Source organism: Pseudomonas sp. S32 (assembly GCF_016648095.1).
GTDB lineage: Bacteria > Pseudomonadota > Gammaproteobacteria > Pseudomonadales > Pseudomonadaceae > Aquipseudomonas > Aquipseudomonas parafulva.
Map to the genome: position 1 here is coordinate 1 of NZ_JACVVF010000008.1, position 25,971 is coordinate 25,971.

Below are 25,971 nucleotides of genomic sequence, written 5' to 3' on the forward strand. Positions count from 1 at the left end.
ACGTAGGAGCGAGCAAAGCTCGCGATGCGCCGCGCGGGCGGCGCTCGGTCTTACAGGCGAAACCATCATCAAGGCGTGCACCTGTATGCCCTCACTCCCTCTCTCGTAAACCCGTCGGCGACTCGATGCCATCGAGGATCGCCTCGATTACTCCCTCTGCCATTTCAATCGCATGCAGGTTCGCCCAGAACAGGCCTCGGCCCTCTTCGCGCAGGTAATCCAAGGCTTTGTAGCCGGTTTCATAGGCGCCGCGCAGGTACAGGGCTACATGAACCAAGGCGTCTTCGGCAGAGATATTGGGGTTTACGGTGAAGAGGTGGTCATGGCCGGCGTCGCAGCGGCCAAATGCGTGGGTGGAGGTGCAGGGGAGGGGTGGATCGGGGACAATCTTCTTCATGGTTTGCTCCAGACGATGAAGCTGGCGCCAAGCCATTACCACATGGTTAAGGCGGCAGCTGTACGCGAGGTGGTAAACCGGGCTAGAGCGATCCCGGCAGGCATGACGCCTCCCGCGCACAGCTGCCATAGCTGTGACGCCCCAGGTACATCCGGGTTACCACACCCGATCGCCAAGTTATTCGGCGACGGCTGAAGCCTATGGGTGACGGTTCCCACTGAAAAGGTGATGGCAGGGGACGCGGGTCGTAGGGTATTTCCTAAATGGCTAGCCGGACAGCCATTTGGGTAAGAATCAGAAAACCCTGACGATCGATCTCACAGGCGAAAACACCATCAAACCGGGCACCTCCGGCATCACCCTGGCCGAACAACTTCCCCGGTCGCCAGATTACGAATCACACTCGGGTTCTTCCGCCCCCCCAACGCACCACCCAGCACCAGGTCCAGCTGGCCGTGGAAATACTGCTCCACCCGCAACCGGGTTTTCGCGGCGGGGCGCCCGCCAGGGTTGCAGGAAGTGGAGATAAAAGGCCCGACCAACGCGCACAATTCACGCACTACCGGGTGGTCGCTGACCCGCAGGGCAACGGTGTCGTGCTGGCCCGTCACCCACTCGGGTAGCAGGTCCTGATGGGGCACCAGCCAGGTGTTGGGCCCAGGCCAGGTACTGGCCATTCGGTCAATCCAGTCTTCAGGAAAGTCTTCGAACAGAAAATCGAACTGGCGGATGTTGTCAGCGATCAGGATCAGCCCTTTATCCACAGGCCGTGACTTGAGCGCCAGCAGGCGATACACCGCGTCCTCGTTCCACGGGTCGCAGCCCAGGCCCCAGACCGCCTCCGTCGGGTAGGCGATCACTGCGCCCGCCCGGATCTCACGTGCGGCTTGTTGCACACGAAAACTGCTCACCATTGATGTTTCTCCACCTAGGAACCTTGCTTGCGAGCAGTGTACTTAGCCCACGCGGGCAAACCAACGCCCGGCTTGATTGCTGACCCGCCCCTGCAGCTCCAGTTCGGTAAGCTGCGCCAGCACATCGGCCAGGGCCTGCTCGCTGCAATGGGCCAGGCTTTCGGTGGTTTGCGGGGCGGCGTGCAGCAATGCCAGCAGCGGGTGGTCAAATGCGTTCGTCACTGCCGGTGGCAGGTTCTGCCAGCCATTGAGGCTGTCCATGATCTGCTCCACATTCTCCACCAACAGCGCGCCGTCGCGAATCAGCTGATGGCAGCCCTTGGCACCGGGGTGGTGAATCGACCCCGGTATGGCGTACACCTCCCGCCCCTGTTCCGCGGCAAGGCGGGCAGTGATCAGCGAGCCACTGGCCAGGCTGGCCTCCACCACCAGTACCCCCAACGACAAACCGCTGATGATGCGGTTGCGACGGGGAAAGTTGCTGGGCTGCGGCCCGGCGTCCAGGGGGTACTCAGAAACCAGTGCACTGCCGCCCTCAATCATCGCCTGTGCCAACTGTACGTGCCGCTGTGGATAAAGTTTTTGCAAGCCCGTGCCCAGTACCCCGATAGTGGCGCCCCCGGCCTGCAACGCAGCCCGATGAGCGGCACCGTCGATGCCAACGGCCAACCCGCTGGTAATCACAAAACCTGCCTGCGCCAGGTACCTGGAAAAGGCCCCCGCCGTATCCACAGCAGGGGGCGTGGCACGGCGGCTGCCCACAATCGCCAGCTGTGGGCGGCCGAGCAAACATGGGTTTCCAGCGACAAAAAGCAGCGGCGGGGCATCGTCGATTTCGGCCAACAGCGGCGGATAACCGTCGCCATCCCACATCAGCAAATGCTGCCCAGGCCGCTCCAGCCAGGCCATTGCGGCATGTGCGCCCTCGCGCACCTCGGCGCTGCGCCTGGCGTCGATGCTGGCTTGGGGGATGCCCAGTGAGCGCCAGGCAGAGCCCGGCGCACTCAAGGCGCAGGAGGCGCTGCCGAATGCGTCGAGCAGGGTTTTGAAGCGGCGCAGCCCTGTGTCGGGCAAGCGATGCAGGCGCAAACGCGCCTCGAGCTCGGCGGGTGGGCAGAGCGGAGAATGGCAAACTGGCATAGGGATCGTCCTTGATCTGAATCAGGTTATCTACCCACCACAACCTGTGGATAACTCTGTGGGTAATACTTTGAAAAGCTGTCCATTGGCTGGGGGCTATCGAGCCAATAGTCACCCTAGTCGAGCTTGCCAGGTGCCGAAATCCGCGTTTCCCTTTATTATGTGTGCTCAGTTTTCAACCAAACGCACAGTGACTGCCTGACCTTATGGCCATTCTGAACATTCTCGAATTCCCGGACCCGCGCCTGCGCACCATCGCCAAACCGGTGACGGCGTTCGACGACGCCCTGCGCCAGCTGATCGATGACATGTTTGAAACCATGTACAAAGCCCCTGGCATCGGCCTGGCTGCCACCCAGGTCAACGTGCACCAGCAGGTGGTGGTGATGGACCTCAGCGAAGACCGTAGCGAACCGCGCGTCTTCATCAACCCGTCGGTCGAAGAACTGACCGACGACATGGGCCAGTACCAGGAAGGCTGCCTGTCGGTCCCGGGCTTCTACGAGAACGTCGACCGCCCGCTGCGGGTGCGCATCAAGGCGCAGGACCGGGACGGCAAACCGTTCGAGCTGGAGTGCGAAGGCCTGCTGGCGGTCTGCGTACAGCATGAATTCGATCACCTCAACGGCAAGCTGTTCGTCGACTACCTGTCGCAGCTCAAGCGCGACCGGATCAAGAAAAAGCTCGAAAAACAGCACCGCCAGCAGGCCTGACCCCCACCTTGCAGAAGGCTTGCTCCGGCAAGCCTTTTTCTTTTTGAAGCGAGAACTCCATGCGCATCGTCTTTGCAGGCACTCCCGAGTTTGCTGCCGAACACCTCAAGGCCCTGCTCGACAGCCCGTACGAGATCGTGGCCGTCTACACCCAACCTGACCGCCCTGCAGGCCGTGGGCAGAAACTGATGCCCAGCGCGGTGAAGGCGCTGGCCGTGGCCCATGACATCCCGGTGTTCCAGCCGCCGACGCTGCGCAATGCCGAGGCCCAGGCCGAGCTGGCGGCACTGAAGCCCGACCTGATGGTAGTGGTTGCCTATGGCCTGATCCTGCCGCAGGCCGTGCTCGATATTCCGCGCCTGGGCTGCATCAATAGCCACGCCTCGCTGCTGCCACGCTGGCGCGGTGCAGCGCCAATCCAGCGCGCCGTGGAAGCCGGCGATGCCGAAAGCGGCGTGACCGTGATGCGCATGGAGGCCGGCCTGGACACCGGGCCAATGCTGCTGAAGGTCGCCACCCCGATCAGCCCTGAAGACACCGGCGGCAGCTTGCATGACCGACTGGCCGAGATGGGCCCGCCTGCCGTGATTCAGGCCATTGCCGGGCTGGCCGACGGTTCGCTGCAGGGTGAAGTGCAGAACGATGCACAGGCCACCTACGCGCACAAGCTGAACAAGGACGAAGCGCGTATCGACTGGCACCGCCCAGCCGTCGAGCTGGAGCGCCTGGTGCGCGCGTTCAACCCTTGGCCGGTGTGCCACAGCACCCTGGATGGTGAAAGCCTCAAGGTGCTGGCCGCCAATTTATCCACAGGCCAGGGCAACCCGGGCGAGATCCTGTCCGCCAGCAAGGATGGCCTCGTCGTTGCGTGCGGTGACCAGGCCCTGAGCCTGACCCGCGTGCAGCTGCCGGGTGGCAAGGCCTTGAACTTCAGCGACCTGTTCAACAGCCGCCGCGAGAAGTTCGCCGCCGGCAAGGTGCTGGGCCAATGAACCCTCGCCTCGCCGCCGCCCGTGCGCTGGCCGCTGTACTCAGCGGCAAGGCTTCGCTCAACAGCTCACTGCCGGCCCAGCTGGACAAGGTGGATGAGCGCGATCGCGGGCTGACTCAGGACCTGGCATTCGGCACTGCACGCTGGCAGCCCAGGCTGGAACTGCTGGCCGCCCAGTTGCTGCAAAAGCCCTTCAAGGCCGCCGATGCCGATGTGCAGGCCCTGTTGCTGGTGGGCCTGTATCAGCTGTTCCATACCCGTATTCCCGCCCACGCGGCCATTGGCGAAACCGTTGGCTGCGCCGACAAGCTGAAAAAGCCTTGGGCCAAGGCACTGCTCAATGCCGTGCTGCGCCGGGCACAGCGCGAAGGTGAAGCACTGCTGGCTGACATGCAGCGCGACCCGGTGGTGCGTACCGCGCACCCGCGCTGGTTGCAAAAGGCCCTGAAGGCCTTCTGGCCTGAGCAATGGGAGGCCATCTGCGCCGCCAACAACGCCCACCCGCCGATGATCCTGCGGGCCAACCGCCGCCACCACAGCCGCGACGCGTACCTGGCATTGCTGGGTGAAGCTGGCATCAGCGCCAGCCCTTGCGTGTACAGCCGTGACGGTATCGTGCTGGCCGAAGCGTGCGACGTGCGCAGCCTGCCAGGCTTCGCCGAGGGCTGGGTGAGCGTACAGGACGAAGCTGCACAGCTGGCCGCCGACCTGCTGGAACTGGCCCCAGGCCAGCGCGTGCTCGATGCCTGCTGCGCCCCGGGCGGCAAGACGTGCCACCTGCTGGAAGCCGAGGCCGGGCTGGGCCACGTGGTAGCCGTCGATCTGGAAGCCAAGCGCCTGACGCGCGTGCGAGAAAACCTCGAGCGCCTGCAACTTCAGGCCGAGCTGATCGCCTGCGATGCCCGCGACACGGCCAGTTGGTGGGACGGCAAGCTGTTCCAGCGCATCTTGCTGGATGCACCGTGCTCGGCCACCGGCGTGATCCGCCGCCACCCGGACATCAAGCTCACCCGCCAGGCCGATGACATTCCGGCGTTGGCCGCCTTGCAAGGCGAGCTGCTCGACGCCTTGTGGCCCACCCTGGAAGTGGGGGGCATGCTGTTGTACGCCACCTGCTCCAGCTTGCCGACCGAGAACACCGAGGTAATCGACGCCTTCCTGGCGCGTACCCCGGGTGCCCGCGAGCTGGACCTGGCCACCGAAGCCGGCCTGCGCCAGCCACACGGCCGCCAGTTGCTGGCCCAGGAAGGCGGCCACGATGGCTTCTACTATGCCAAGCTGATCAAGATCGCCGCCGCGCGCGGTTAAGCACAACGGGTAGGGAGTAGCGGATGAAGATCATCATCCTCGGCGCTGGCCAGGTAGGCGGTACCCTGGCCGAGCACCTGGCCAGCGAGGCCAACGACATCACCGTGGTGGACACCGACGGTGACCGCCTGCGCGACCTGGGCGACCGCCTGGACATCCGCACCGTACAGGGCCGCGGCTCGCTGCCCACGGTGCTGCGCCAGGCTGGCGCCGACGATGCCGACATGCTGGTGGCGGTCACCAACAGCGACGAAACCAACATGGTGGCGTGCCAGGTGGCCTACTCGCTGTTCCACACCCCCACCAAGATCGCCCGGGTGCGTGAAACGGCTTACCTCACCCGCGAGGAGCTGTTCGACAACGACCACATCCCGGTGGATGTGCTGATCAGCCCCGAACAGGTGGTTACCAACTACATCAAGCGCCTGATCGAGCACCCGGGCTCCCTGCAGGTGATCGACTTCGCTGAAGGCAAAGCGCAGTTAGTGGCAGTGAAGGCCTACTACGGCGGGCCGCTGGTAGGCCAGCAACTGCGCCAGATTCGCGCCCACATGCCCAGCGTCGACACCCGGGTGGCGGCCATCTTCCGCCGCGACCGGCCGATCACACCGCGAGGCGATACGGTGATCGAGGCCGACGACGAGGTGTTCTTCATTGCCGCGAAAAAAGACATTCGCGCCGTGATGGGCGAGCTGCGACGTATCGATGAAACCAACAAACGCGTGGTCATTGCGGGCGGCGGGCAGATTGGCGAGCGCCTGGCCGAGGCCATCGAAAGCCGTTACCAGGTAAAGATCATCGAGATGAACCCGGCCCGCTGCCGGTACCTGTCCGACAACCTGGAAAGTACCGTGGTGCTACAGGGCAGCGCCTCTGACAAAGACCTGATGCTGGAAGAAAACATCGCCGATGCGGATATTTTCCTGGCCCTGACCAACGACGACGAAGCCAACATCATGTCGTCGCTGCTGGCCAAGCGCCTGGGCGCGCGCAAGGTGATGACCATCATCAACAACCCGGCCTACGTCGACTTGGTGCAGGGCGGTGAAATCGACATCGCCATCAGCCCGCAGCTGGCCACCATCGGCACCTTGCTGGCCCATGTGCGCCGGGGCGACATCGTCAGCGTACACTCCCTGCGCCGTGGCGCTGCCGAGGCCATCGAGGCGGTGGCCCATGGTGATTCCAAATCGAGCAAGGTGGTTGGCAAGGCCATCGAAGCCATCGACCTGCCGCCCGGTACCACCATTGGCGCCATCATCCGTGACGAAGGCGTGCTCATTGCCCATGACGCGACGGTGATCGAGTCCGGGGACCATGTGATCCTGTTCGTTGTGGATAAAAAGCATATTCGCGATGTGGAGAAGCTGTTCCACGTCGGCTTGAGTTTCTTCTAGGAGCAGGGCGCATGCGTGAGTCACTGGAAAAGATGCTGGCCAAGGGTGTGGATAACCCGCTGCTGAGGTTTGGCCTGGGCAAGGCCTGGCTGGATGAAGGCAACGGCGCTGAAGCGTCCGTTCACCTGGCGCGGTGTGTGCAGCAGGACCCGAAGTACTCCGCAGCCTGGAAGCTGCTGGGCAAGGCGTACCAGTTGCAGGGCGACCTGCCGGCGGCGCGCAAGGCCTGGGAGGACGGGATGGTGGCGGCACAGGCCCATGGGGACAAGCAGGCCGAGAAAGAGATGACGGTGTTCCTGAAGAAACTCGATAAAGCAGCGGGTTAACGCGGCCCCAGTGGGAGCGGGTTCACCCGCGAATGCGTCGGTAAAGCCAACATTGCATTCGCGGGTAAACCCGCTCCCACTAGATATCGGCTATAGCAGGCTGGCTCAATACCAGCGCGGTTCGCCTTCCGGGCGCTTCTTGAAGCGCTTCATGCTCCACATGTACTGGCTGGGGTACTCGCGCACATAACGCTCCACCACCTTGCTCATCGCCGCCGCCGACACGTTCACATCGGTGCTGTACATGTCCTGCGGGGCTGCCTCCAGGAATACCTTGAAGCCCGAGCCGTCAGGCAGGCGCAGCGCATGCAGGAACACCCCCACCGCCTTGCCGCCGGCCAGCATGTTCGGCACAAACTTGCTGGTCAGCGCCTGGGTGCCGAGAAACGGCACGAACACGCCTGCCGATTCCGCAGGCTCCGGGTCGGCCGGGATGCCTACCTGGCCGCCACGGCGCACTTCCTTGATCACGCTCAGGATGCCTTCCTTGGTTGACGGCGCCACGCGGTTGCCCATCTGCACCCGTTGCTCGCGCAGCAGGTCGTCCACCGCCTTGAGCTTGGGCGGGCGGTAGAAAATGATCGGTTTGCACTGGTTGCAATAGAAGTGGTTGAGCACCTCCCAGTTGCCCAGATGGCTGGTGATGCCAACCACCCCTTTGCCCGAAGCCAGGGCCTGCTGCAGTACTTCCAGGCCATGCACTTCTTTCACCAGGTCCAGGGAGCGCTGCGGTGGCCAGATCCACGCACAGGCGCTTTCGACGAAGGACTTGCCGATGTCACGCAGTGCCTGGCCAACCAGTTGCTCACGGGCAACCGGGTCCATTTCCGGGAAGCATTTGGCCAGGTTGATGCGCACCACGTTGCGCGAACCGTTGGGCACTTTCCACATCAGCCAGCCGATACCAGCGCCCACGCGCTGCACGGCGCCCCAGGGCAGCTTGGCGAACAGGCGCAGCACCCCGACCATCAGGGCGCCCTTGAACTTTTCCACAGGCTAATTCCTTATTTCAGCAAGGCGCGCATTGTAACCCTTCAGCGGCACAAGGCGGGGTAGCGATCACAGTCGGTGGTATGGTCCATGACCATGCCGGTGGCCTGCATGAAGGCGTAACAGATGGTGGACCCGACAAACGTGAAGCCGGCTTTCTGTAGCGCCTTGCTCATCGCTTTGGCTTCCTCGGTCACGGCAGGTATGTCGCTGCGCCCGGTGAAATGGTTGATTTTCGGTTCACCGCCCACGAACGACCATAGCCATTGGCCGGGGTTATCCACAGCCAGCCAGGCCTGAGCGTTGCGCCGGGCGGCCTTGAGCTTGAGGCGGTTACGAATGATGCCGGCGTCCTGCATCAGTACGTCGATGCGGTCGTCGTCCATGGCCGCCAGTTTCACCGGGTCGAAGCCATACAGCACCTCGCGGTAACGCTCGCGCTTGCGCAGCACGGTGATCCACGAAAGGCCAGCCTGGAACCCTTCGAGCAAAAGCATCTCGAAGAGCAACGCCGGGTCACGCTGGGGTGTCCCCCATTCCTGGTCGTGGTAAGCCTGGTACAACGGGTCGTCGGTACACCAAAAGCAGCGTGGCATAAGGCTCCAATGAGTAGAGGGCGAGGCGAATCAGGTTATACTCCCGCTCTTTACATCCGCATCCCCAGATACAGGTGAATTTCGTGAGCCAGCCTACGCCAGCCGTGCGTACCTTCCAAGACCTGATCCTCGCCCTGCAGAACTACTGGGCCGAGCAAGGTTGTGTGGTGCTTCAGCCCTACGATATGGAAGTAGGCGCCGGCACTTTCCACACCGCCACGTTCCTGCGCGCCATCGGCCCAGAAACCTGGAACGCCGCCTACGTGCAGCCTAGCCGTCGCCCTGCCGACGGGCGGTATGGCGAGAACCCCAACCGCCTGCAGCACTACTACCAGTTCCAGGTAGTGCTCAAGCCAAACCCGGCCAACTTCCAGGAGCTGTACCTCGGCTCGCTGAAAGCCATCGGCCTGGACCCGCTGGTGCACGACATCCGCTTCGTCGAGGACAACTGGGAATCGCCAACCCTCGGCGCCTGGGGCCTGGGCTGGGAAATCTGGCTCAACGGCATGGAAGTCACCCAGTTCACCTACTTCCAGCAGGTAGGCGGCATCGAGTGCTACCCGGTTACCGGTGAAATCACCTACGGCCTCGAGCGCCTGGCCATGTACATCCAGGGTGTGGATTCGGTGTACGACCTGGTCTGGGCCGACGGCCCGTTCGGCAAGGTCAGCTACGGCGACGTGTTCCACCAGAACGAAGTGGAGCAGTCCACCTACAACTTCGAACACGCCAATGTGGAAAAACTGTTCGAGCTGTTCGATTTCTACGAAAGCGAAGCCAACCGCCTGATCAAGCTGGAGCTGCCGCTGCCGACCTACGAAATGGTGCTGAAGGCTTCTCACACCTTCAACCTGCTGGACGCCCGCCGCGCCATCTCGGTGACCGAGCGCCAGCGCTACATCCTGCGTGTGCGTACCCTGGCCCGGGACGTGGCGCAAAGCTATCTGCAAGCCCGCGCACGCCTGGGCTTCCCGATGGCCACCCCTGAACTGCGTGACGAAGTGTTGGCTAAGCTGGAGGCTGCACAATGAGTGCTCAAGATTTCCTGGTAGAACTGGGCACCGAAGAGCTGCCACCCAAGGCCCTCGCCAGCCTGGGCGAGGCGTTTCTGGCAGGCATCGAAAAGGGCCTGCAGGCCGCCGGCCTGAACTACACCGGCAAGTCCATGTACGCCGCGCCGCGCCGCCTGGCCGTGCTGATTCGCCAGCTGGACGTGCAGCAGCCCGACCGCAGCATCAACATCGACGGCCCGCCCCTGCAGGCAGCGTTCAACGCCGAAGGCGAACCTACCCAGGCCGCCCTGGGCTTTGCCAAGAAGTGCGGCGTGGAGCTGGCCGATATCGACCAGAGCGGCCCGAAACTGCGCTTCTCCCAGCACATCCCGGGCAAGGCGACCGCAGGCCTGCTGCCGACCATCGTCGAAGATTCGCTCAACGACCTGCCCATTCCCAAGCGCATGCGCTGGGCGGCAAGCCGTGAAGAGTTCGTGCGCCCCACCCAGTGGCTGGTGATGCTGCTGGGCGATCAGGTGGTCGACTGCACCATCCTGTCGCAAAAAGCCGGCCGTGATTCCCGTGGCCACCGCTTCCATCACCCGGAAAACGTCGCCATCACTGCCCCGGCCAACTACGTCGAAGACCTGCGCAAGGCCCATGTGCTGGCAGACTTCGCCGAGCGTCGCGACCTGATCGCCAAGCGCACCGCCGAATTGGCCATGCAGCAGGAAGGTACTGCCATCGTGCCGCCGGCGCTGCTGGACGAAGTGACCGCGCTGGTCGAGTGGCCTGTGCCACTGGTGTGCTCGTTCGAGGAACGCTTCCTCGAAGTGCCACAGGAAGCACTGATTACCACCATGCAGGACAACCAGAAGTATTTCTGCCTGCTGGACAGCGAAGGCAAGTTGCTGCCGCGCTTCATCACCGTGGCCAACGTCGAGAGCCGTGACCCCAAGCAGATCGTGCAGGGTAACGAAAAAGTGGTCCGCCCACGCCTGACCGACGCTGAGTTCTTCTTCAAGCAAGACAAGAAGCAGCCGCTGGAAACCTTCAACGAACGCCTCAAGAACGTGGTATTCCAGGCCCAGCTGGGTACGGTCTACGACAAGGCTGAGCGCGTTTCCAAACTGGCAGCTTTCATTGCCCCGCTGATCGGTGGCGATGCCCTGCGCGCTGGCCGTGCCGGGCTGCTGTCCAAGTGCGACCTGGCCACCGAAATGGTCGGCGAGTTCCCCGAGATGCAGGGCGTTGCCGGCTACTACTACGCACTCAACGACGGTGAGCCACAAGACGTCGCCTTGGCGCTGAACGAGCAGTACATGCCCCGCGGCGCGGGTGCCGAGCTGCCGCAGACCCTCACCGGTGCTGCCGTGGCCATCGCCGACAAGCTCGACACGCTGGTGGGTATCTTCGGTATCGGCATGCTGCCCACCGGCAGCAAAGACCCGTACGCCCTGCGCCGTGCAGCGCTGGGTGTGCTGCGTATTCTGATCGAGAAACAGCTGGACCTGGACCTGACCGGTGCAGTGCAGTTCGCGGTCAAGCAGTACGGCGCCAAGGTCAAAACTGCCGGGCTGGCCGAACAGGTACTGGAATTCATCTTCGACCGCCTGCGTGCGCGCTACGAAGATGAAGGCATCGATGTTGCCACTTACCTCTCGGTACGCGCCCTGCAGCCAGGTTCGGCCCTGGACTTCGACCAGCGTGTCCAAGCCGTGCAGGCGTTCCGCAAGTTGCCCGAAGCCGAAGCACTGGCTGCCGTCAACAAGCGTGTGTCGAACCTGCTGAGCAAGGCCGAAGGCGCCATCGCCGAACAGGTCGAGCCCAAGTACTTCGACAACGCCAACGAGTTCTCCCTGTACTCGGCCATCCAGCAGGCCGACCAGGCCGTGCAACCGATGGCTGCAGCGCGCCAGTACAGCGAGTCGCTGGCCCGCCTGGCGGCCCTGCGTGATCCGGTCGACGCCTTCTTCGAGGCGGTCATGGTGAATGCCGAAGATGCCAAGGTGCGTGCCAACCGATATGCCCTGCTCAGCCGCCTGCGCGGTCTGTTCCTGGGCGTGGCTGATATTTCGCTGCTGGGGTAAGCCGTGAAGCTGCTGATACTCGATCGTGACGGGGTGATCAACCATGACTCCGACGCCTACATCAAGACGCTGGACGAGTGGGTACCCATCCCAGGCTCGATCGAGGCGATCGCGCAGCTGAGCAAGGCGGGCTGGACGGTGGCCGTGGCCACCAACCAGTCCGGTATCGCCCGTGGCTATTACACCGTCGCCACCCTCGAGGCCATGCACGCGCGCCTGCGCGCGCTGGTGGCCGAGCAGGGTGGCGGGGTGGGCCACATTGTTTATTGCCCGCACGGGCCCGACGAGGGTTGCGACTGCCGCAAACCCAGGCCGGGCATGCTGCGGGCCATCGCCAGCCACTACAAGGCCGACCTTCAGGGCGTGTGGTTCGTTGGCGACAGCACCGGTGACCTTCAGGCCGCGCTGGCCGTGGGTGCCCAACCTGTGCTGGTGAAAACCGGCAAAGGTGAACGAACCCTGGCGAAGGGCGTTCCAGAATCCACTTTGATTTTCGACGACCTGGCGGCTATCGCCAGAGAACTAATCTAAACAGTGCGCCGCCAGGCGCATTTTCATGCAGCGGGCAGGCCCCGCAATGGTACAAACCACTATGTCGATCCTGCAGGCGATCAGAGTCTTTCTTTTTTACCTGCTGCTGGGCACCAGTTCGTTGCTGTGGTGCTCGCTGAGCTTCTTCATCGCGCCGTTTCTGTCGTTCCCCAAGCGCTACCGGTTCATCAACGTGTATTGGTGCCGCTGCGCGGTGTTCCTCGCCCGCGTGATGGTTGGTATCGATTACAAGATCACAGGCGCCGAGAACGTGCCGGCTGTGCCCTGCGTGATCCTGTCGAACCACCAGAGCACCTGGGAGACGTTTTTCCTGTCCCAGTATTTTTCGCCCCTGAGCCAGGTGCTCAAGCGCGAGCTGTTGTACGTGCCGTTCTTTGGCTGGGCCATGGCCATGCTTAGGCCCATCGCAATCAACCGCGACAACCCCAAGGAAGCGTTGCGGCAGGTCGCCAGCAAAGGCGATGAATTGCTCAAGCAGAAAACCTGGGTGCTGATTTTCCCGGAGGGTACGCGTGTGCCGTTTGGCACCGTCGGCAAATTCTCCCGGGGAGGTACAGCCTTGGCAGTCAATGCTGGGTTGCCGGTACTGCCGATTGCCCACAACGCAGGTAAATACTGGCCCAAGACAGGCTGGGGCAAACGTGCTGGCACCATCGAGGTGGTGATTGGCGAGCCCATGTATGCCAACGGCACGGGCCCGCGAGCCATTGCGGAGCTGAACGACCGCGCCGCTGCCTGGAACGAAGCGACGCAACGGGCGCTGGGATCGCTGCCGCCTGTTGAGGAAAACGCTCAGGTAAATAGTGCCTCCTGATCTGTGGATAACATGTGTGCAATTTATGGATCAATTGCAGCAAATCGAACATAACCTGCTGAATTAGCTACATATTTCCTTGTATGGTTTTTTCGGGAAAATCGTGCATAAGTTTTTTTAGGGCATAAAAAAACTGGCCGTTAGGTCCTGAGCCAGTCTGAGGTGACAGGGGCTGCGCTGCAGCCCCATTTAGTGTGGTCAGCCTTCACACCTTGTCGATATCTACATCCTTGGTTTCTTTGAGGCAGAAGATACCCACCACCAGGCTGATGCCAGTAATCAGCACTGGGTACCACAGCCCATAGAAGATATCGCCGGTATACACCACCAACGCAAACGAAACCGTCGGCAGAAACCCGCCGAACCAGCCGTTGCCAATGTGGTAGGGCAGCGACATCGAGGTGTAGCGGATGCGGGTGGGGAACAGTTCCACCATCACTGCGGCCAGCGGGCCATAGGTCATGGTAGCGATCAGGATCATGGCTACGATCAACACCACCACCATTACCTGGTTCACCTCGGCAGGGTCAGCCTTGGCAGGGTAACCCGCTTGTTCAACGGCGGCGCGCATGGCCGTTTCATCATAGCCATTGATGGTCTTGTCACCGATGTTCACCACCACGTCGCTACCGGCCACTGCCACAGAGCTGTAGGGCAGGCCCTGTTTCACCAGGAATGTCTTGACCTTGTCGCAGGGGCTGTCGAAGCGTGCCTTGCCCACAGGGTCGAACTGGAAAGTACAGCCTTTCGGGTCTGCGGTCACGACGATCGGCGCCTGTCGGCTGGCGTTGTCGATCTGAGGGTTGGCGTAAAAGCTCAAGGCTTTGAACAGCGGGAAGTACAGCACCGTGGCCAGCAGCAACCCGAGCATCAAGATGGGTTTACGGCCGATTCTGTCCGACAGCCAGCCGAAGAACACGAAGAAGGGCGCGCCAATCACCACGCTGATGATCAGCAGGGTATTGGCCTGGGCAGCGTCCATCTTCAGCATCTGGGTCATGAAGAACAGCACGTAGAACTGCGCTGTATAGAACGTAACCGCCTGCCCGGCGTTGATGCTGAACAGCGCCGTGAGTACCACTTTAAGGTTGGGCCAGGACGTGAACGATTCACGAATAGGCGACTTGCTGACCTTGCCCTGGGCCTTCATTTTCACGAACGCGGGCGACTCGTGCATGCTCATGCGGATCCAGGTCGATATGCCCAGCAGCACGATCGAAAGCAGGAACGGCAAGCGCCAGCCCCAGGTTTCGAACTGGTCGCCACTGATGTACCGGCTACCCAGCACCACCAGCAATGACAGCAACAGGCCGAGGGTGGCCGTGGACTGAATGAACCCGGTATGGAAACCGCGCTTGCCGGGCGGTGCATGCTCGGCTACATAAGTGGCCGCGCCCCCGTACTCACCACCCAGGGCCAGCCCCTGCAGCATGCGCAACACCACCAAAATGATGGGCGCGGCTATACCGATACTGGCGTAGGTGGGCAACAGCCCCACGGCGAAGGTGGACAGCCCCATCAGCACGATGGTGATCAGGAAGGTGTACTTGCGGCCGATCATGTCACCTAGCCGGCCAAACACCAGTGCCCCGAAGGGCCGCACAAGGAAGCCTGCAGCAAATGCCATGAGCGCAAAGATGAAGGCGGTGGTGTCGTTGACGCCGGCGAAAAACTGCTTGCTGATGACGGCTGCCAGCGCGCCATAGAGAAAAAAGTCATACCACTCGAAAACCGTCCCGAGGGATGACGCGAAAATGATCTTGCGTTCTTCACGACGGCTGGGGCTGCTGGCCGGCGCGTCCTGCTCTTGAATGTAGTCCGACATCGTTGCTGTCCTCGGCCCGCAGGGCCACAGTGATTATTCTTGTTGTTCCACTGTCGGCAGCTTTCGACCGCAAGCTACCGGTGTTGCACGCACCCTGGTCAGGGCGTCGGTAGTGCGTTTTCGCTTACGTAGGTTGGGGTATTGGCTCCTTTGAGAATCATCTGCGCCGCTTTCTCGGCGATCATCAAGGTGGGTGAGCAGGTATTGCCGGAGGTGATTTGCGGCATGATCGAGGCATCCGCGACACGCAGCCCGGGGATGCCATGCACACGCAGCTGGTTATCCACAACGTCCAGCGTGCCACCGCCCATGCGGCAGGTGCCGCTGGGGTGGAAGATGGTGGTGCCGATCTTGCCAGCCGCCTCGAACAAGTCTGCTTCGCTGTGCAGGGCCGCACCTGGCAGGTACTCCTTCGGCGCGAAGGCGGCGAGGGCAGGGGCCTGAACGATACGGCGGGTAAGGCGAATGGCTTCGGCAGCCACACGCAGGTCCTGCGGGTCGCTGAGGTAATTGGGGTCGATCAGCGGTGCACTGTTCATGTCCGTGTCACGGATATCGATACGCCCACGGCTGGCCGGGCGCAGGTTGCACACAGAAGCGGTAAAGGCGGGGAATGTGTGCAGAGGCTCGCCGAAGCGTTCCAGTGATAAAGGCTGTACATGGTATTGCAGGTTGGCACTGGCCTGCTGCGCGTTCGACCTCACAAACGCCCCCAGCTGGCTGGGAGCCATGGCCAGCGGGCCGCTGCGATCGTAAAGGTAACGCAGGCCCATGCCCATCTTGCCCCACAGGCTGTTGGCCATCTGGTTGAGGGTACGGGTGTTGCCGATCTGATAGATCAGGCGCAGTTGCAGGTGGTCCTGCAGGTTGCCGCCAACGCCAGGCATGGCATGGCGCACACCGATGCCCAGGCGGGTCAGCAACTGGCTCGGGCCCACCCCGGAGCGCTGCAGGATACCGGGTGAACCCACCGCCCCCGCACACAGAATGATTTCACGGCGCGCCGCAAACTCGTGCCAACCACCTTGCCAGAACGCCTTCACCGCCCGCGCGCGGGTATTGTTCAGCAGCACTTGGTCCACCTGCACACCGGTCAGCACCGTCAAGTTGGGCCGGTGCCGGATCGGGCGCAAGAATGCCTTGGCAGCATTCCAGCGCACACCACTGCGCTGGTTCACCTGAAAATATCCACAGCCTTCGTTGTCGCCTGTGTTGAAGTCATCCACCTTGCCGATGCCAACCTGCTCAGCGGCATCGCGGAAGGCGTCGAGGATCGGCCAGCTGTAGCGCTGGCGCTCCACCCGCCACTCGCCGCTGGCGCCGTGGAACTCACTGGCGCCAGCGAAGTGGCTTTCACTGGTCTTGAACAGCGGCAGTACGTCCTTCCAGGCCCAGCCTGCATTGCCTTGCTCGGCCCAACCGTCATAGTCGGCGGCCTGGCCGCGCATGTAGATCATGCCATTGATGGAGGAACAGCCACCCAGCACCTTGCCCCGAGGGTAACCCAATGCTCGGCCAGCCAGCCCTGGCTGGGCTTCGGTCTTGAAGCACCAGTCGGTGCGCGGGTTGCCGATGCAGTAAAGGTAGCCGACGGGAATATGAATCCAGGGGTAGTTGTCACGGCCCCCGGCCTCCAACAGCAGAACACGGCTGGAAGGGTCGGCAGACAGCCGGTTGGCAAGCAGGCAACCCGCAGGGCCAGCGCCCACGACCACGTAGTCAAAGGCAGAATCGGTTGATGGCATTGGCGACCTCTAAACCGTTTTTATTCTTGTCCTGATCCAGCTTAGTGAGTAATTTCGTGGAATAAAGACGAGATTTCACGCAGCCGCTGTGCGTTTTAGCACAACGGTAACCATGGCAACGCCCAGGCTGAGTGGGCGTTCGAACGTACAGGGATCAGCATGTTCGACTGGAACGATTTGCGGTTTTTCCTGGAGTTGCAGCGCAGTGGCCGCCTGCTGACGGCAGCCAAGCGGCTTAACACCACCCACAGCACCGTCGCCAGGCACATCGAGAGCATCGAGCAGAGCCTGGGCACCGCGTTGTTTGTCCAGCATGCCCAAGGCTATGAACTGACCCCGTCGGGGCATGCGCTGCTCAAGCATGCAGAGGCCATGGAAAACGTCGCACTGCTGGCGCAGGAAGAAATCACCCAGGCCATTGCCCCCCTTGGCAAGATTCGTCTGGGGGTAACCGAGGGCATCGGCATCATGTTCTTCACGCCACGCATGAACGCCCTGTTCGAACGCTACCCAGGCCTTGAGGTTGAACTGGTGGCGGTACCGCGCTTTGTGAGCATCTTGAACCGCGAGGCCGAAATCAGTATTCACCTGGAGCGGCCCAGCGCCGATCTGCTGATTACCCGCAAACTCACCGACTACCGCCTGGCACTGTACGCAAGCCAGGCCTACCTGGACCGCTCGGCGCCGTTGGGCACCCGCGAAGACCTGGCCCGGCATAGCTGGATCGGGTATGTGGACGATCTGTTGTTCAGCCAGGAACTGCTGTTTCTCAACAGCTTTTGCCGTTCACCTAACGTGGTGTTTCGCAGCACCAGCGTGATCGCCCAGCAGGTGGCGGCGCGGGCCGGGCTGGGCATCGCCGTACTGCCCAACTACATGGCCCGCCATGATCCAACCCTGGTGCGCGTACTGCCGGGCGAAACCATCCAGCGCAGCTACTGGATTTGTACACGCCGCGAACTGCACAAGTCGGTACGCCTGCGGGTGGTCTGGGATTACCTGCTGGCATTGTGCGCTGCAGAGCAGGACGAACTGCTAGCCCAGTAAAGCCTTGCCCATCAGCATCAGCGCTGCGGCCCAACCGGCTAGCGCGAACAGTTGCTGCAAGCGTGGCCCCGCCAGCCTTGCTGCCAGGGGCCGCACCATTAACAACCCGATCACTGCCCCCAGGGCAAACGGCGCGCCCACCTGCCAGTGCATCACACCTGCCAGGGTGGCGCTGATAACGCTGCCAGCCGATACCAGCGCGATCACCGCCAGCGATGTTGAAACGATGCTGGCCATGCGCAGGTTGCTATAGCGGTTCAGGGCAGGGATGATGACAAAACCACCGCCCACACCCAGCAGCCCTGAAAGCAGACCGGACAACGCCCCCGTCCCGGCGAGCGCCCGTGCGCAGGGCAGCGTCCAGCGCAGCCGGCCCTGCAGCGGGTTGAGCACACAGGGCTCGATCAGCCGGTGTGCACCCGCGGTTTCACCCTTCAGCTCGCGGGCAGCCTTGCGCCAGATCCGCAGGCAGGCGTAGACCAGCACACCGCCGAACAGCAACTGCAGTGGGGTGTTGGGTAAGTGATGGGCCAGCATGAGCCCCAATGGTGCGAACAGCACGCCCACCGCTGCGATGAGCAATGCGGCACGGTAGCGCACTACCCCTTGGCGCAAGCCAATAATTGCCCCCACAGCTGCTGCCAACCCAACGGCCAGCAGGCCGATGGGGGCAGCTTCAACCATTGTCAGCCCCAGGCCGAACACCAGCAGAGGCACAGCAAGAATACCGCCCCCGGCACCGGTCAGTGCCAGCACCGCACCAATGATCGCGCCCAGGCCTGCGCCCAGCAGCTGATGCTCGATCACTGCGCGCCCTCGGTGGCCAGCGGTGCCGGCCGGGCTAGCCATTCGCGACCTTTGAGCATGCCTTGCCAATACAACGGTGGCAGTACACGGGCTTTGAGCAACCAGGCCAGGCGGGTCGGCTGCCGGCCGTCGAGTAGCCATGTGGGGAAGCTGGGCGCCAGCTTGCCGCCGTAGGTGAATTCAGCCAGCACAATCTTCCCGCGCTCGACGGTGAGCGGGCATGAGCCATAACCGTCATACCTGGCCAGGCCCGTGCGCCTGCCCAACGCTACCAGCACATTGTTGGCGACCACCGGCGCCTGCTTGCGGGCGGCGGCAGCAGTCTTGGCATTGGTGGTGTTGGCGACGTCGCCCAAGGCATGCACATTGGCGTAAGTACGATGGCGCAGGCTATGGGGGTCTATATCCACCCAGCCGTTGCTGTCAGCCAGGGGGCTGTTGCGAATGAAGTCCGGCGCCACTTGTGGTGGCACCACATGCAGCATGTCGAAAGGTTCGGTGTGGCGCTCGCTGCTGCCATCAGGCAGTGTTCGCACGAATGTGGCGCGCTTGTTCGGGCCATCCACGGCTACCAGGCGCTGGGAGAAATGCAGGTCGACGTTGTATTTCTCAATGTACTTCATCAGCGCAGGCACATAGTCAGGCACACCGAACAGTACGCCGCCGGCGTTGTAGAAACTCGCCTTGATCGCGCCCAATCGGCCATGACGCAGCCAGTGGTCGCACGACAGGTACAACGCCTTTTGTGGCGCGCCGGCACACTTGATCGGCATGGGCGGTTGGCAGAACAGCGCGCGGCCCTGCTTGAGGTTTTGCACCAGCTCCCACGTGTAAGGTGCCAGGTCGTAGCGATAGTTGGAGGTGACGCCATTGCGGCCAAGGGTGTCTTCAAGGCCATCGATGGCAGCCCAGTCCAGCTTGAGCCCTGGGCACACCACCAGTTGCTCGTAGCTGATGGTCCGCTCGCCTTCCAGCACCACGTGCCGGCTGACCGGGTCGAAGCCCGTGACCCGGGCTTGCAGCCAGCGCACGCCGCGAGGAATGGTGGACGCCATGGTGTGGGCAGTACTGGGTGCATCGAATACACCGGCACCAACCATGGTCCAGCCTGGCTGGTAGTAATGCACCTCGGCAGGGTCGATCAACGCCACATCCAGCGACGGGTCGCGGCTGATAAGGCTCGAGGCAGTGGCGATGCCGGCGGCACCGGCGCCGACAATCAGCACCTGATGGTGTGTGCGGGTGACAGGGGACAACAAGGCAGGCATGGCAATGAATCCTGAGTTCTGGTTATGGGGCAAAGCGGTTAAAGGGCGTTGATCGGGATTTTCAGATACCGCACGCCGTTGTCTTCCGGCGCGGGTAACTGGCCGCTGCGCATGTTCACCTGCACCGACGGCAAGATCAGCACAGGCATGTCCAGGGTTTTGTCTCGCGCTTCGCGCATGGCAACGAAGCTGTCTTCGTCGACACCCTGGTGAATATGGATGTTGTGGGCACGCTGCTCGGCTACGGTGGTGACGTACCGCAAGGCCCGGCCCTCAGGCAGGTAGTCGTGGCACATGAACAAACGGGTGGTGTCGGGGAAGGCCAGCAGGCGGCGAATCGAGCGATACAGCGTACGTGCATCGGCGCCTGGGAAATCGCAACGGGCGGTGCCGTAGTCCGGCATGAACAGGGTGTCCCCCACAAACAGTACTGTCTCGCCGGCATCCTCGATCATGAAGCTCATGCAGGCGGGTGTATGACCCGGTGTGTGCAGGGCGCGAGCATGCAGGTTGCCAATGCGAAACCCTTCTTCATCCTCCAGCAGGGCATCGAACTGGCTACCGTCCCGGGCAAAGCCGGGCTCCGCGTTGAACAGGGCACCAAACACTTTCTGCACTTGGGTGATGTGCGCGCCGATGGCCGTACAACCGCCCAGCTTGCTTTTCAGGTAGGCCGCTGCCGAAAGGTGGTCTGCATGCACATGGGTTTCAAGCACCCACTGCACCTTGGCATCGAGAGCTTCGACCCGCGCGATCAGCTGGTCCGCAGAAGCAGTGCTGGTGCGGCCAGCCTTGGGGTCGTAGTCCAGCACGCTGTCGATCAGTGCACACTGGCGCGTCTCGCGGTCTATCACCAGATAACTGATGGTCGAGGTTGCCTTGTCAAAGAAGGCTTCCACTTGAAGGTTGTTACCGATGATCATCACGTTCTCCAATTGTCCACCGGGCTCGTACGGACACGGGTGGTGGGGAAGGGTTATCAAGATGCATGCCAGGCGCCTTGAAGCGAATACAGGCTGCTTCAGGGCAGATGTCATTGGCCTCGTCACCCTTTGGCAGCCGAAATGGCAGGCTGGCTGTCAGCCGATGGCAGTGTTTGGCAGTCCTTGTTACCCTCGACCGGGTTATCAGACCGGTGCCGTCATGCCTGAACCACATCCGCTTATTCTGGCCTTGGTGTCTTACCTGGAACACGATGCGCTGCCCACCATCGTTCTGGACACCGACTACAACATTCTGGCTGCCAATGCTGCCTACCGCCGTCAGTTTGGCCGCGACGACCAGGCGCCGCTGGGCGAGAAATGTCACAAGGTATCTCACCACTATGCGGTGCCCTGCGATAAGGCCGGTGAGCACTGCCCCCTGCGCAAAGCCTGGGGGAGCAAGCAGCCTGAGCGCGTCCTGCACATTCACCACACGCCGCGGGGCCCGGAGCATGTGGATGTAGAGCTGCGGCCGATTCTCGACGAGCAGGGCAGGGTGGTAGCGTTTGTCGAGCGCCTCACCAGCATAGCCCTCGCCTCGGCGCAGCCGCAGGAGCAGGGGCTTGTCGGCCGGGCGCCGGCCTTCAAGGCTGCCCTTGCCAGCCTGCAACGTGCAGCGCCGGCGCAGATCCCGGTCTTACTGCAGGGCGAGTCGGGCACCGGCAAGGAGCTTTTTGCCCGCGCCGTGCATATGGGCAGCCCGAGAGCTAACGGCCCGTTGGTGGTAGTCGACTGCACGGGCCTGACCGATTCACTGTTTGAGAGCGAGTTGTTCGGCTACGAGAAGGGCGCCTTCACAGGGGCAAACCAGCGCAAGATTGGCCTGGCCGAGGCGGCTCATGGCGGCACGCTGTTCCTGGACGAAATCGGTGAAGTGCCGTTGCCGATGCAGGTAAAGCTGTTGCGGCTGATCGAGACAGGCAGCTTTCGCCCGGTGGGCAGCCTGCGTACGGTGCACTCTGATTTTCGCCTGGTATCGGCCACGCACAAACCGCTCAAGCAGATGGTGGCTGACGGCACATTCAGGGAAGACCTTTACTACCGCATCAGCGGCTTCCCCATTCGCCTGCCGGCATTGAGGGAGCGGGTAGAGGATTTGCCCCTGCTGACCGAGAGTTTGTTAAAACGCATGGCAGGCACACCCACTGCCAGCGTTGATGAGGCGGCATTGCAGCAACTGGCGCTGCATCCGTTCCCCGGCAATATCCGTGAGCTGCGCAATATTCTGGAGCGGGCGAGGTTGTTTGCTGATGACGGCGTGATAAAGCCTGAGCATTTACCTGAGGACGTCGGCTCGAACATCGGCATCCGAAGTCGGGATGGGAGTGGAGCTGGCCAGTTGGGGAATCTGGCACAGGCGCTGGCGCACTTCAACGGCTCGCGCAGCGAACTGGCACGGCACCTTGGCGTAAGCGAGCGCACCCTGTATCGGCGGTTGAAGGCGCTGGGGGTTAACCCCGCGACGTGACCTGTTATCTGTCTTTTATTCAAACAGCAAAAAGCCCGCTGATGCGGGCTTTTTGCTGCGGGGCTATTTACTACCCGATCAGAAGTCCAGGTTGGAAACCGACAGCGCGTTGCTCTCGATGAAGTCACGGCGTGGCTCGACCGCATCACCCATCAGGGTGTTGAAGATCTGGTCAGCCGCAATGGCATCTTCGATGGTGACCTTCAGCATACGGCGCACCGTTGGGTCCATTGTGGTTTCCCACAGCTGGTCCGGGTTCATTTCACCCAGGCCTTTGTATCGCTGAATGGTATGGCGCTTGGTGGTCTCGTTCATCAGCCAGTCCAGGCCTTCCTTGAACTCGACGATGGCTTTGCGGCGTTCGCCACGCTGCACGTAGGCGCCTTCACCCAGCAAGCTGGACAACTTGCTACCCACGTTGACCACCGTGCGGTAGTCATTGCTACCGAAGAAGTCACGGTTGAAGGTGATATAGCTGGCCAGGCCGTGGGAGATGATTTCCACTTCCGGCAGCCACACGTTACGTTCCTTGTCTTCGCGCAGGCTGGCTTTGTAGGCAAGGCCAGACTTCTGCGTGTTATCCAGACGCGCCTGGAACTGGGCCAGCCAGGCTTGCATGACGGCGTGATCACCCAGCTGTTCCAGGGTGACTTCCGGCAGGTAGATGAAGTGCTCGGTCAGCTCTTCCGGGTACAGGCGCGACAGGCGCTTGAGCGTCTTCATGACACTGCGGAACTCATTGACCAGTGCCTCAAGCTGCACACCCGATACCGCAGGCGCGGACTCGTCCAGGTGCAGGCTGGCGTCTTCAAGGGCAGACTGGGTCATGTATTCTTCCATGGCCTCGTCGTCCTTGATGTACTGCTCTTGCTTGCCACGCTTAACTTTATACAGCGGTGGTTGAGCGATGTAGATGTAGCCACGCTCTACCAACTCTGGCAATTGGCGGAAGAAGAAAGTCAGCAGCAGCGTACGGATGTGCGAACCGTCGACGTCAGCATCGGTCATGATGATGATGTTGTGGTAACGCAGCTTCTCGATGTTGTACTCATCGCGGCCGATACCGCAGCCCAGCGCGGTGATCAGCGTACCCACTTCCTGGGACGAGATCATCTTGTCGAACCGCGCCTTCTCGACGTTCAGGATCTTGCCCTTCAGCGGCAGAATGGCTTGAGTACGACGGTTACGGCCTTGCTTGGCCGAGCCACCTGCGGAGTCACCCTCCACCAGGTACAGTTCGGAGAGGGCAGGGTCCTTCTCCTGGCAGTCAGCCAGTTTGCCCGGCAAGCCGGCAATGTCCAGCGCACCTTTGCGGCGGGTCATCTCGCGCGCTTTGCGGGCAGCTTCACGGGCACGGGCGGCATCGATCATCTTGCCGACGACGGCCTTGGCCTCGTTGGGGTTTTCCAGCAGGAAGTCGGAGAAGTACTTGTTCATCTCCTGCTCCACGGCGGTTTTCACCTCCGAGGACACCAACTTGTCTTTGGTCTGCGAGCTGAACTTGGGGTCCGGAACCTTGACCGAAATGATTGCGGTCAGGCCTTCACGGGCGTCGTCGCCAGTAGTAGAGACCTTGTTCTTCTTGGCCAGGCCTTCCTGCTCGATGTAGCTGTTCAGGCTACGGGTGAGGGAAGAACGGAAGCCAACCAGGTGTGTGCCACCGTCGCGCTGCGGAATGTTGTTGGTGAAGCACAGCAGGTTTTCGTTGAAGCTGTCGTTCCACTGCAGGGCGACTTCAACACCTACACCATCCTCGCGCTGCACGCTGAAGTGGAATACCTGGGTGTTAACCGGGGTTTTGTTGGTGTTCAGGTACTCAACAAATGCACGAAGGCCGCCTTCGTATTTGAAGAATTCTTCCTTACCGCTGCGCTCATCTTTCAGCAGGATACCAACGCCCGAGTTGAGGAACGACAACTCACGGATACGTTTGGCCAGGATGTCCCAGCTGAAGTGGATATTCTTGAACGTGTCTGCAGACGGCTTGAAGTGGATATGCGTACCGGTGGTTTCGCTGTCACCGACGATCTCCATTGGCGCTTGGGGTACGCCATGCACGTAGGTCTGTTCCCAGATTTTCCCGCTACGGCGAACGGTCAGCACCAACTTCTCGGAAAGCGCATTCACTACCGATACCCCTACACCGTGCAGACCGCCGGATACCTTGTAGGAGTTGTCATCGAACTTACCGCCAGCGTGCAGCACGGTCATGATGACCTCAGCAGCGGACACGCCTTCCTCTTTGTGTACATCTACCGGAATACCGCGACCGTTGTCGCGGACACTGATGGACTCGTCCGGATGGATGATGACGGTGATGTCGTCGCAGTGACCTGCGAGGGCTTCGTCGATCGAGTTGTCGACCACCTCGAAGACCATGTGGTGCAGGCCGCTACCATCATCGGTGTCGCCAATGTACATGCCGGGGCGCTTGCGCACGGCATCCAAACCTTTCAGCACCTTGATGCTGGAGGAGTCGTACGTTTGATTTTCGCTCATGCCTTCACTCCCGATGGTCGTGGGTCTGGGTGATACGGCCTTGTTCCACGTGGAACAAAGCAACTGGCGTTTCCGTCTGCCAGCCTTCCCTCAGTAATTCTTGATCTACACAGGTGATGAATACCTGGCAGCGTAATTCTTCAAGCAAGCGGCACAATGCGCGGCGATGCTGGTCGTCCAGTTCGGATGGCAAGTCATCCACGAGATAGATGCAGCTACCCCGCCGCGCCTGGCTGACCAGGTGGCCTTGGGCAATGCGCAATGCGCATACCACCAGCTTTTGCTGACCACGCGACAGGATATCGGCTGCGTTGTTGGCAGCCAGGCGAAGACGCAGATCAGCACGTTGTGGGCCGGCCTGGGTATGGCCCATCTGCTGATCGCGAAGGAGAGAGGAGGCGAGTACTTCTTGGAGTTCCCGGTCCTTGTCCCAGCCTCGATAGTAGCTAAGGGTCAACCCGTCCAACTCAACCAGCTCGCTCAGGGTGTGCTCGAAGACGGGCTTCAAGGCCTTGATATAGTTGCGACGGTATTCATCTATCTCCGCGCTGGCCAGGCATAACTCCCGGTCCCAGGCGGCTTGCGAAGCAGCGTCAAGTGTACCATGCCGCAACCATGAGTTCCGCTGCCGTAGCGCCTTCTGCAGGCGCTGCCACGCAGGCATGAACCGAGGTTCCACGTGGAACACTCCCCAATCCAGAAACTGTCTACGGATTTTCGGAGCGCCTTCCAGTAAACGGAAACTGTCGGGGTTGATCAGCTGAAGGGGCAACAACTCCGCGAGTTGAGCAGCACTCCGCGCGTTTTGCCCATCAATTCGTATGGTGAAGTCCCCTTGCCGCTCACGGGATACCCCAAGGTTGCAAGCCCCACCTTCGGCTAGCTCCACCTCACCGAACACGGTACAGGCGGCCTGCTCATACTGGATGACCGGGTTCAAGCGGGTACTGCGGAACGACCGAGCGAGCCCAAGCAGATGCACGGCTTCCAGCACGCTGGTCTTGCCGCTGCCATTGTCGCCATACAGGATATTGATGCGGGGGGAGGGGGAGAGTGTCACCGGGTGCAAATTGCGCACCGCGGTGACCATGATACGTCGAAGGGACATG

23 protein-coding genes are annotated in these 25,971 nt (G+C 61.7%); 11 read left to right on the forward strand and 12 right to left on the reverse strand.

Translation table 11 applies throughout. The annotated features are described in order from the left end of the window. Positions 1–91 precede the first annotated feature (91 nt). The 3 genes from IAE38_RS06285 to dprA all read right to left on the reverse strand — a co-directional run bounded on the left by IAE38_RS06285 (position 92) and on the right by dprA (position 2,451). Positions 92–397: a hypothetical protein gene (locus IAE38_RS06285; RefSeq protein WP_060480979.1), complete on the reverse strand. Its 306-nt coding sequence runs from the start codon at positions 395–397 to the stop codon at positions 92–94. Positions 398–753: 356 nt separating this feature from the next. Next, a complete protein-coding gene (locus IAE38_RS06290; RefSeq protein WP_028633174.1) occupies positions 754–1,311 on the reverse strand; it encodes an L-threonylcarbamoyladenylate synthase in 558 nt (185 codons plus the stop codon). Positions 1,312–1,353: 42 nt separating this feature from the next. Beyond that, a complete protein-coding gene (dprA, locus tag IAE38_RS06295) occupies positions 1,354–2,451 on the reverse strand; it encodes a DNA-processing protein DprA (protein WP_201216618.1) in 1,098 nt (365 codons plus the stop codon). 206 nt (positions 2,452–2,657) lie between these two features. Between dprA and def the strand changes: the two genes are divergently transcribed. From def to IAE38_RS06320, 5 genes are read left to right on the forward strand one after another with little or no spacing between them, the layout of a single operon-like run. Beyond that, entirely contained in the window at positions 2,658–3,164 is a 507-nt protein-coding gene (def, locus tag IAE38_RS06300) for a peptide deformylase (protein WP_201216620.1), read from the forward strand. A gap of 59 nt (positions 3,165–3,223) precedes the next feature. Next, complete coding sequence (gene fmt / locus IAE38_RS06305) at positions 3,224–4,156, forward strand: methionyl-tRNA formyltransferase (protein WP_028633177.1); 933 nt, start codon at positions 3,224–3,226, stop codon at positions 4,154–4,156. Next, positions 4,153–5,463, forward strand: a complete 1,311-nt coding sequence (rsmB, locus tag IAE38_RS06310) for a 16S rRNA (cytosine(967)-C(5))-methyltransferase RsmB (protein ID WP_201216623.1) — start codon at positions 4,153–4,155, stop codon at positions 5,461–5,463. The genes fmt and rsmB overlap by 4 nt, the downstream gene beginning before the upstream one ends. 23 nt (positions 5,464–5,486) lie before the next feature. Further along, positions 5,487–6,860 carry a Trk system potassium transporter TrkA gene (gene trkA / locus IAE38_RS06315; RefSeq protein ID WP_060480975.1) on the forward strand — a complete coding sequence of 458 codons (1,374 nt, stop codon included), beginning with the start codon at positions 5,487–5,489 and terminating at the stop codon, positions 6,858–6,860. An 11-nt stretch (positions 6,861–6,871) separates the two neighbouring features. Next, entirely contained in the window at positions 6,872–7,186 is a 315-nt protein-coding gene (locus IAE38_RS06320; RefSeq protein ID WP_201216625.1) for a tetratricopeptide repeat protein, read from the forward strand. 105 nt (positions 7,187–7,291) lie between these two features. On the opposite strand, the gene IAE38_RS06325 is transcribed toward IAE38_RS06320, so the two are convergent. Both IAE38_RS06325 and IAE38_RS06330 read right to left on the reverse strand, forming a co-directional pair. Then, on the reverse strand, positions 7,292–8,179 hold the full coding sequence (locus IAE38_RS06325) for a lysophospholipid acyltransferase (protein ID WP_028633181.1): 888 nt from the start codon (positions 8,177–8,179) through the stop codon (positions 7,292–7,294). A 41-nt stretch (positions 8,180–8,220) separates the two neighbouring features. Further along, positions 8,221–8,772, reverse strand: a complete 552-nt coding sequence (locus tag IAE38_RS06330; protein ID WP_201216627.1) for a DNA-3-methyladenine glycosylase I — start codon at positions 8,770–8,772, stop codon at positions 8,221–8,223. Positions 8,773–8,855: 83 nt separating this feature from the next. Between IAE38_RS06330 and glyQ the strand changes: the two genes are divergently transcribed. The 4 genes from glyQ to IAE38_RS06350 are packed head-to-tail and all read left to right on the forward strand — an operon-like array spanning position 8,856 to position 13,220. Next, positions 8,856–9,803 (forward strand): glycine--tRNA ligase subunit alpha, encoded by a 948-nt coding sequence (gene glyQ, locus IAE38_RS06335; RefSeq protein ID WP_028633183.1) that lies wholly within the window; start codon positions 8,856–8,858, stop codon positions 9,801–9,803. Next, complete coding sequence (glyS, locus tag IAE38_RS06340; protein WP_201216629.1) at positions 9,800–11,854, forward strand: glycine--tRNA ligase subunit beta; 2,055 nt, start codon at positions 9,800–9,802, stop codon at positions 11,852–11,854. The genes glyQ and glyS overlap by 4 nt, the downstream gene beginning before the upstream one ends. Before the next feature lie 3 nt (positions 11,855–11,857). Further along, complete coding sequence (gmhB, locus tag IAE38_RS06345) at positions 11,858–12,385, forward strand: D-glycero-beta-D-manno-heptose 1,7-bisphosphate 7-phosphatase (protein ID WP_028633185.1); 528 nt, start codon at positions 11,858–11,860, stop codon at positions 12,383–12,385. Positions 12,386–12,431: 46 nt separating this feature from the next. Further along, complete coding sequence (locus IAE38_RS06350) at positions 12,432–13,220, forward strand: lysophospholipid acyltransferase family protein (protein ID WP_201162491.1); 789 nt, start codon at positions 12,432–12,434, stop codon at positions 13,218–13,220. Positions 13,221–13,425: 205 nt separating this feature from the next. Here the strand turns inward: IAE38_RS06350 and IAE38_RS06355 are convergent, their stop codons facing one another. Beyond that, positions 13,426–15,045 carry an MFS transporter gene (locus tag IAE38_RS06355; RefSeq protein WP_201216632.1) on the reverse strand — a complete coding sequence of 540 codons (1,620 nt, stop codon included), beginning with the start codon at positions 15,043–15,045 and terminating at the stop codon, positions 13,426–13,428. 98 nt (positions 15,046–15,143) lie between these two features. After that, complete coding sequence (locus tag IAE38_RS06360; protein WP_201216634.1) at positions 15,144–16,790, reverse strand: GMC family oxidoreductase; 1,647 nt, start codon at positions 16,788–16,790, stop codon at positions 15,144–15,146. A 159-nt stretch (positions 16,791–16,949) separates the two neighbouring features. Between IAE38_RS06360 and IAE38_RS06365 the strand changes: the two genes are divergently transcribed. After that, the gene (locus tag IAE38_RS06365; protein ID WP_201216636.1) at positions 16,950–17,837 is read left to right on the forward strand and encodes a LysR family transcriptional regulator; all 888 of its coding nucleotides are present in this window, start codon (positions 16,950–16,952) and stop codon (positions 17,835–17,837) included. Here IAE38_RS06365 and IAE38_RS06370 read toward each other — a convergent pair. From IAE38_RS06370 to IAE38_RS06380, 3 genes are read right to left on the reverse strand one after another with little or no spacing between them, the layout of a single operon-like run. Further along, positions 17,826–18,644 (reverse strand): sulfite exporter TauE/SafE family protein, encoded by an 819-nt coding sequence (locus tag IAE38_RS06370; RefSeq protein ID WP_201216638.1) that lies wholly within the window; start codon positions 18,642–18,644, stop codon positions 17,826–17,828. The genes IAE38_RS06365 and IAE38_RS06370 overlap by 12 nt on opposite strands. Then, positions 18,641–19,912, reverse strand: a complete 1,272-nt coding sequence (locus IAE38_RS06375; protein ID WP_201216641.1) for an NAD(P)/FAD-dependent oxidoreductase — start codon at positions 19,910–19,912, stop codon at positions 18,641–18,643. The genes IAE38_RS06370 and IAE38_RS06375 overlap by 4 nt, the downstream gene beginning before the upstream one ends. 38 nt (positions 19,913–19,950) lie before the next feature. Next, positions 19,951–20,835: an MBL fold metallo-hydrolase gene (locus IAE38_RS06380; RefSeq protein ID WP_201216643.1), complete on the reverse strand. Its 885-nt coding sequence runs from the start codon at positions 20,833–20,835 to the stop codon at positions 19,951–19,953. Positions 20,836–21,055: 220 nt separating this feature from the next. Between IAE38_RS06380 and IAE38_RS06385 the strand changes: the two genes are divergently transcribed. Further along, positions 21,056–22,363, forward strand: coding sequence for a sigma-54 interaction domain-containing protein (locus tag IAE38_RS06385; RefSeq protein WP_201216646.1), 1,308 nt, complete (start codon positions 21,056–21,058; stop codon positions 22,361–22,363). Between the two features lie 78 nt (positions 22,364–22,441). Here the strand turns inward: IAE38_RS06385 and gyrB are convergent, their stop codons facing one another. Together gyrB and recF are read right to left on the reverse strand one after the other, a co-directional pair. Next, on the reverse strand, positions 22,442–24,862 hold the full coding sequence (gene gyrB, locus IAE38_RS06390) for a DNA topoisomerase (ATP-hydrolyzing) subunit B (RefSeq protein WP_201216649.1): 2,421 nt from the start codon (positions 24,860–24,862) through the stop codon (positions 22,442–22,444). Between the two features lie 4 nt (positions 24,863–24,866). Further along, entirely contained in the window at positions 24,867–25,970 is a 1,104-nt protein-coding gene (recF, locus tag IAE38_RS06395; protein WP_201216653.1) for a DNA replication/repair protein RecF, read from the reverse strand. Position 25,971 lies beyond the last annotated feature (1 nt).

Coding starts and splice junctions, on each gene's coding strand:
- trkA (WP_060480975.1), top strand. CDS start 5,487: ATGAAGATCATCATCCTCGGCGCTGGCCAGGTAGGCGGTACCCTGGCC.
- IAE38_RS06290 (WP_028633174.1), bottom strand. CDS start 1,311: ATGGTGAGCAGTTTTCGTGTGCAACAAGCCGCACGTGAGATCCGGGCG.
- IAE38_RS06285 (WP_060480979.1), bottom strand. CDS start 397: ATGAAGAAGATTGTCCCCGATCCACCCCTCCCCTGCACCTCCACCCAC.
- glyS (WP_201216629.1), top strand. CDS start 9,800: ATGAGTGCTCAAGATTTCCTGGTAGAACTGGGCACCGAAGAGCTGCCA.
- rsmB (WP_201216623.1), top strand. CDS start 4,153: ATGAACCCTCGCCTCGCCGCCGCCCGTGCGCTGGCCGCTGTACTCAGC.
- recF (WP_201216653.1), bottom strand. CDS start 25,970: ATGTCCCTTCGACGTATCATGGTCACCGCGGTGCGCAATTTGCACCCG.
- IAE38_RS06365 (WP_201216636.1), top strand. CDS start 16,950: ATGTTCGACTGGAACGATTTGCGGTTTTTCCTGGAGTTGCAGCGCAGT.
- IAE38_RS06355 (WP_201216632.1), bottom strand. CDS start 15,045: ATGTCGGACTACATTCAAGAGCAGGACGCGCCGGCCAGCAGCCCCAGC.
- def (WP_201216620.1), top strand. CDS start 2,658: ATGGCCATTCTGAACATTCTCGAATTCCCGGACCCGCGCCTGCGCACC.
- gyrB (WP_201216649.1), bottom strand. CDS start 24,862: ATGAGCGAAAATCAAACGTACGACTCCTCCAGCATCAAGGTGCTGAAA.
- fmt (WP_028633177.1), top strand. CDS start 3,224: ATGCGCATCGTCTTTGCAGGCACTCCCGAGTTTGCTGCCGAACACCTC.
- IAE38_RS06360 (WP_201216634.1), bottom strand. CDS start 16,790: ATGCCATCAACCGATTCTGCCTTTGACTACGTGGTCGTGGGCGCTGGC.
- IAE38_RS06320 (WP_201216625.1), top strand. CDS start 6,872: ATGCGTGAGTCACTGGAAAAGATGCTGGCCAAGGGTGTGGATAACCCG.
- IAE38_RS06350 (WP_201162491.1), top strand. CDS start 12,432: ATGGTACAAACCACTATGTCGATCCTGCAGGCGATCAGAGTCTTTCTT.
- IAE38_RS06380 (WP_201216643.1), bottom strand. CDS start 20,835: ATGATCATCGGTAACAACCTTCAAGTGGAAGCCTTCTTTGACAAGGCA.
- IAE38_RS06385 (WP_201216646.1), top strand. CDS start 21,056: ATGCCTGAACCACATCCGCTTATTCTGGCCTTGGTGTCTTACCTGGAA.
- IAE38_RS06375 (WP_201216641.1), bottom strand. CDS start 19,912: ATGCCTGCCTTGTTGTCCCCTGTCACCCGCACACACCATCAGGTGCTG.
- IAE38_RS06330 (WP_201216627.1), bottom strand. CDS start 8,772: ATGCCACGCTGCTTTTGGTGTACCGACGACCCGTTGTACCAGGCTTAC.
- dprA (WP_201216618.1), bottom strand. CDS start 2,451: ATGCCAGTTTGCCATTCTCCGCTCTGCCCACCCGCCGAGCTCGAGGCG.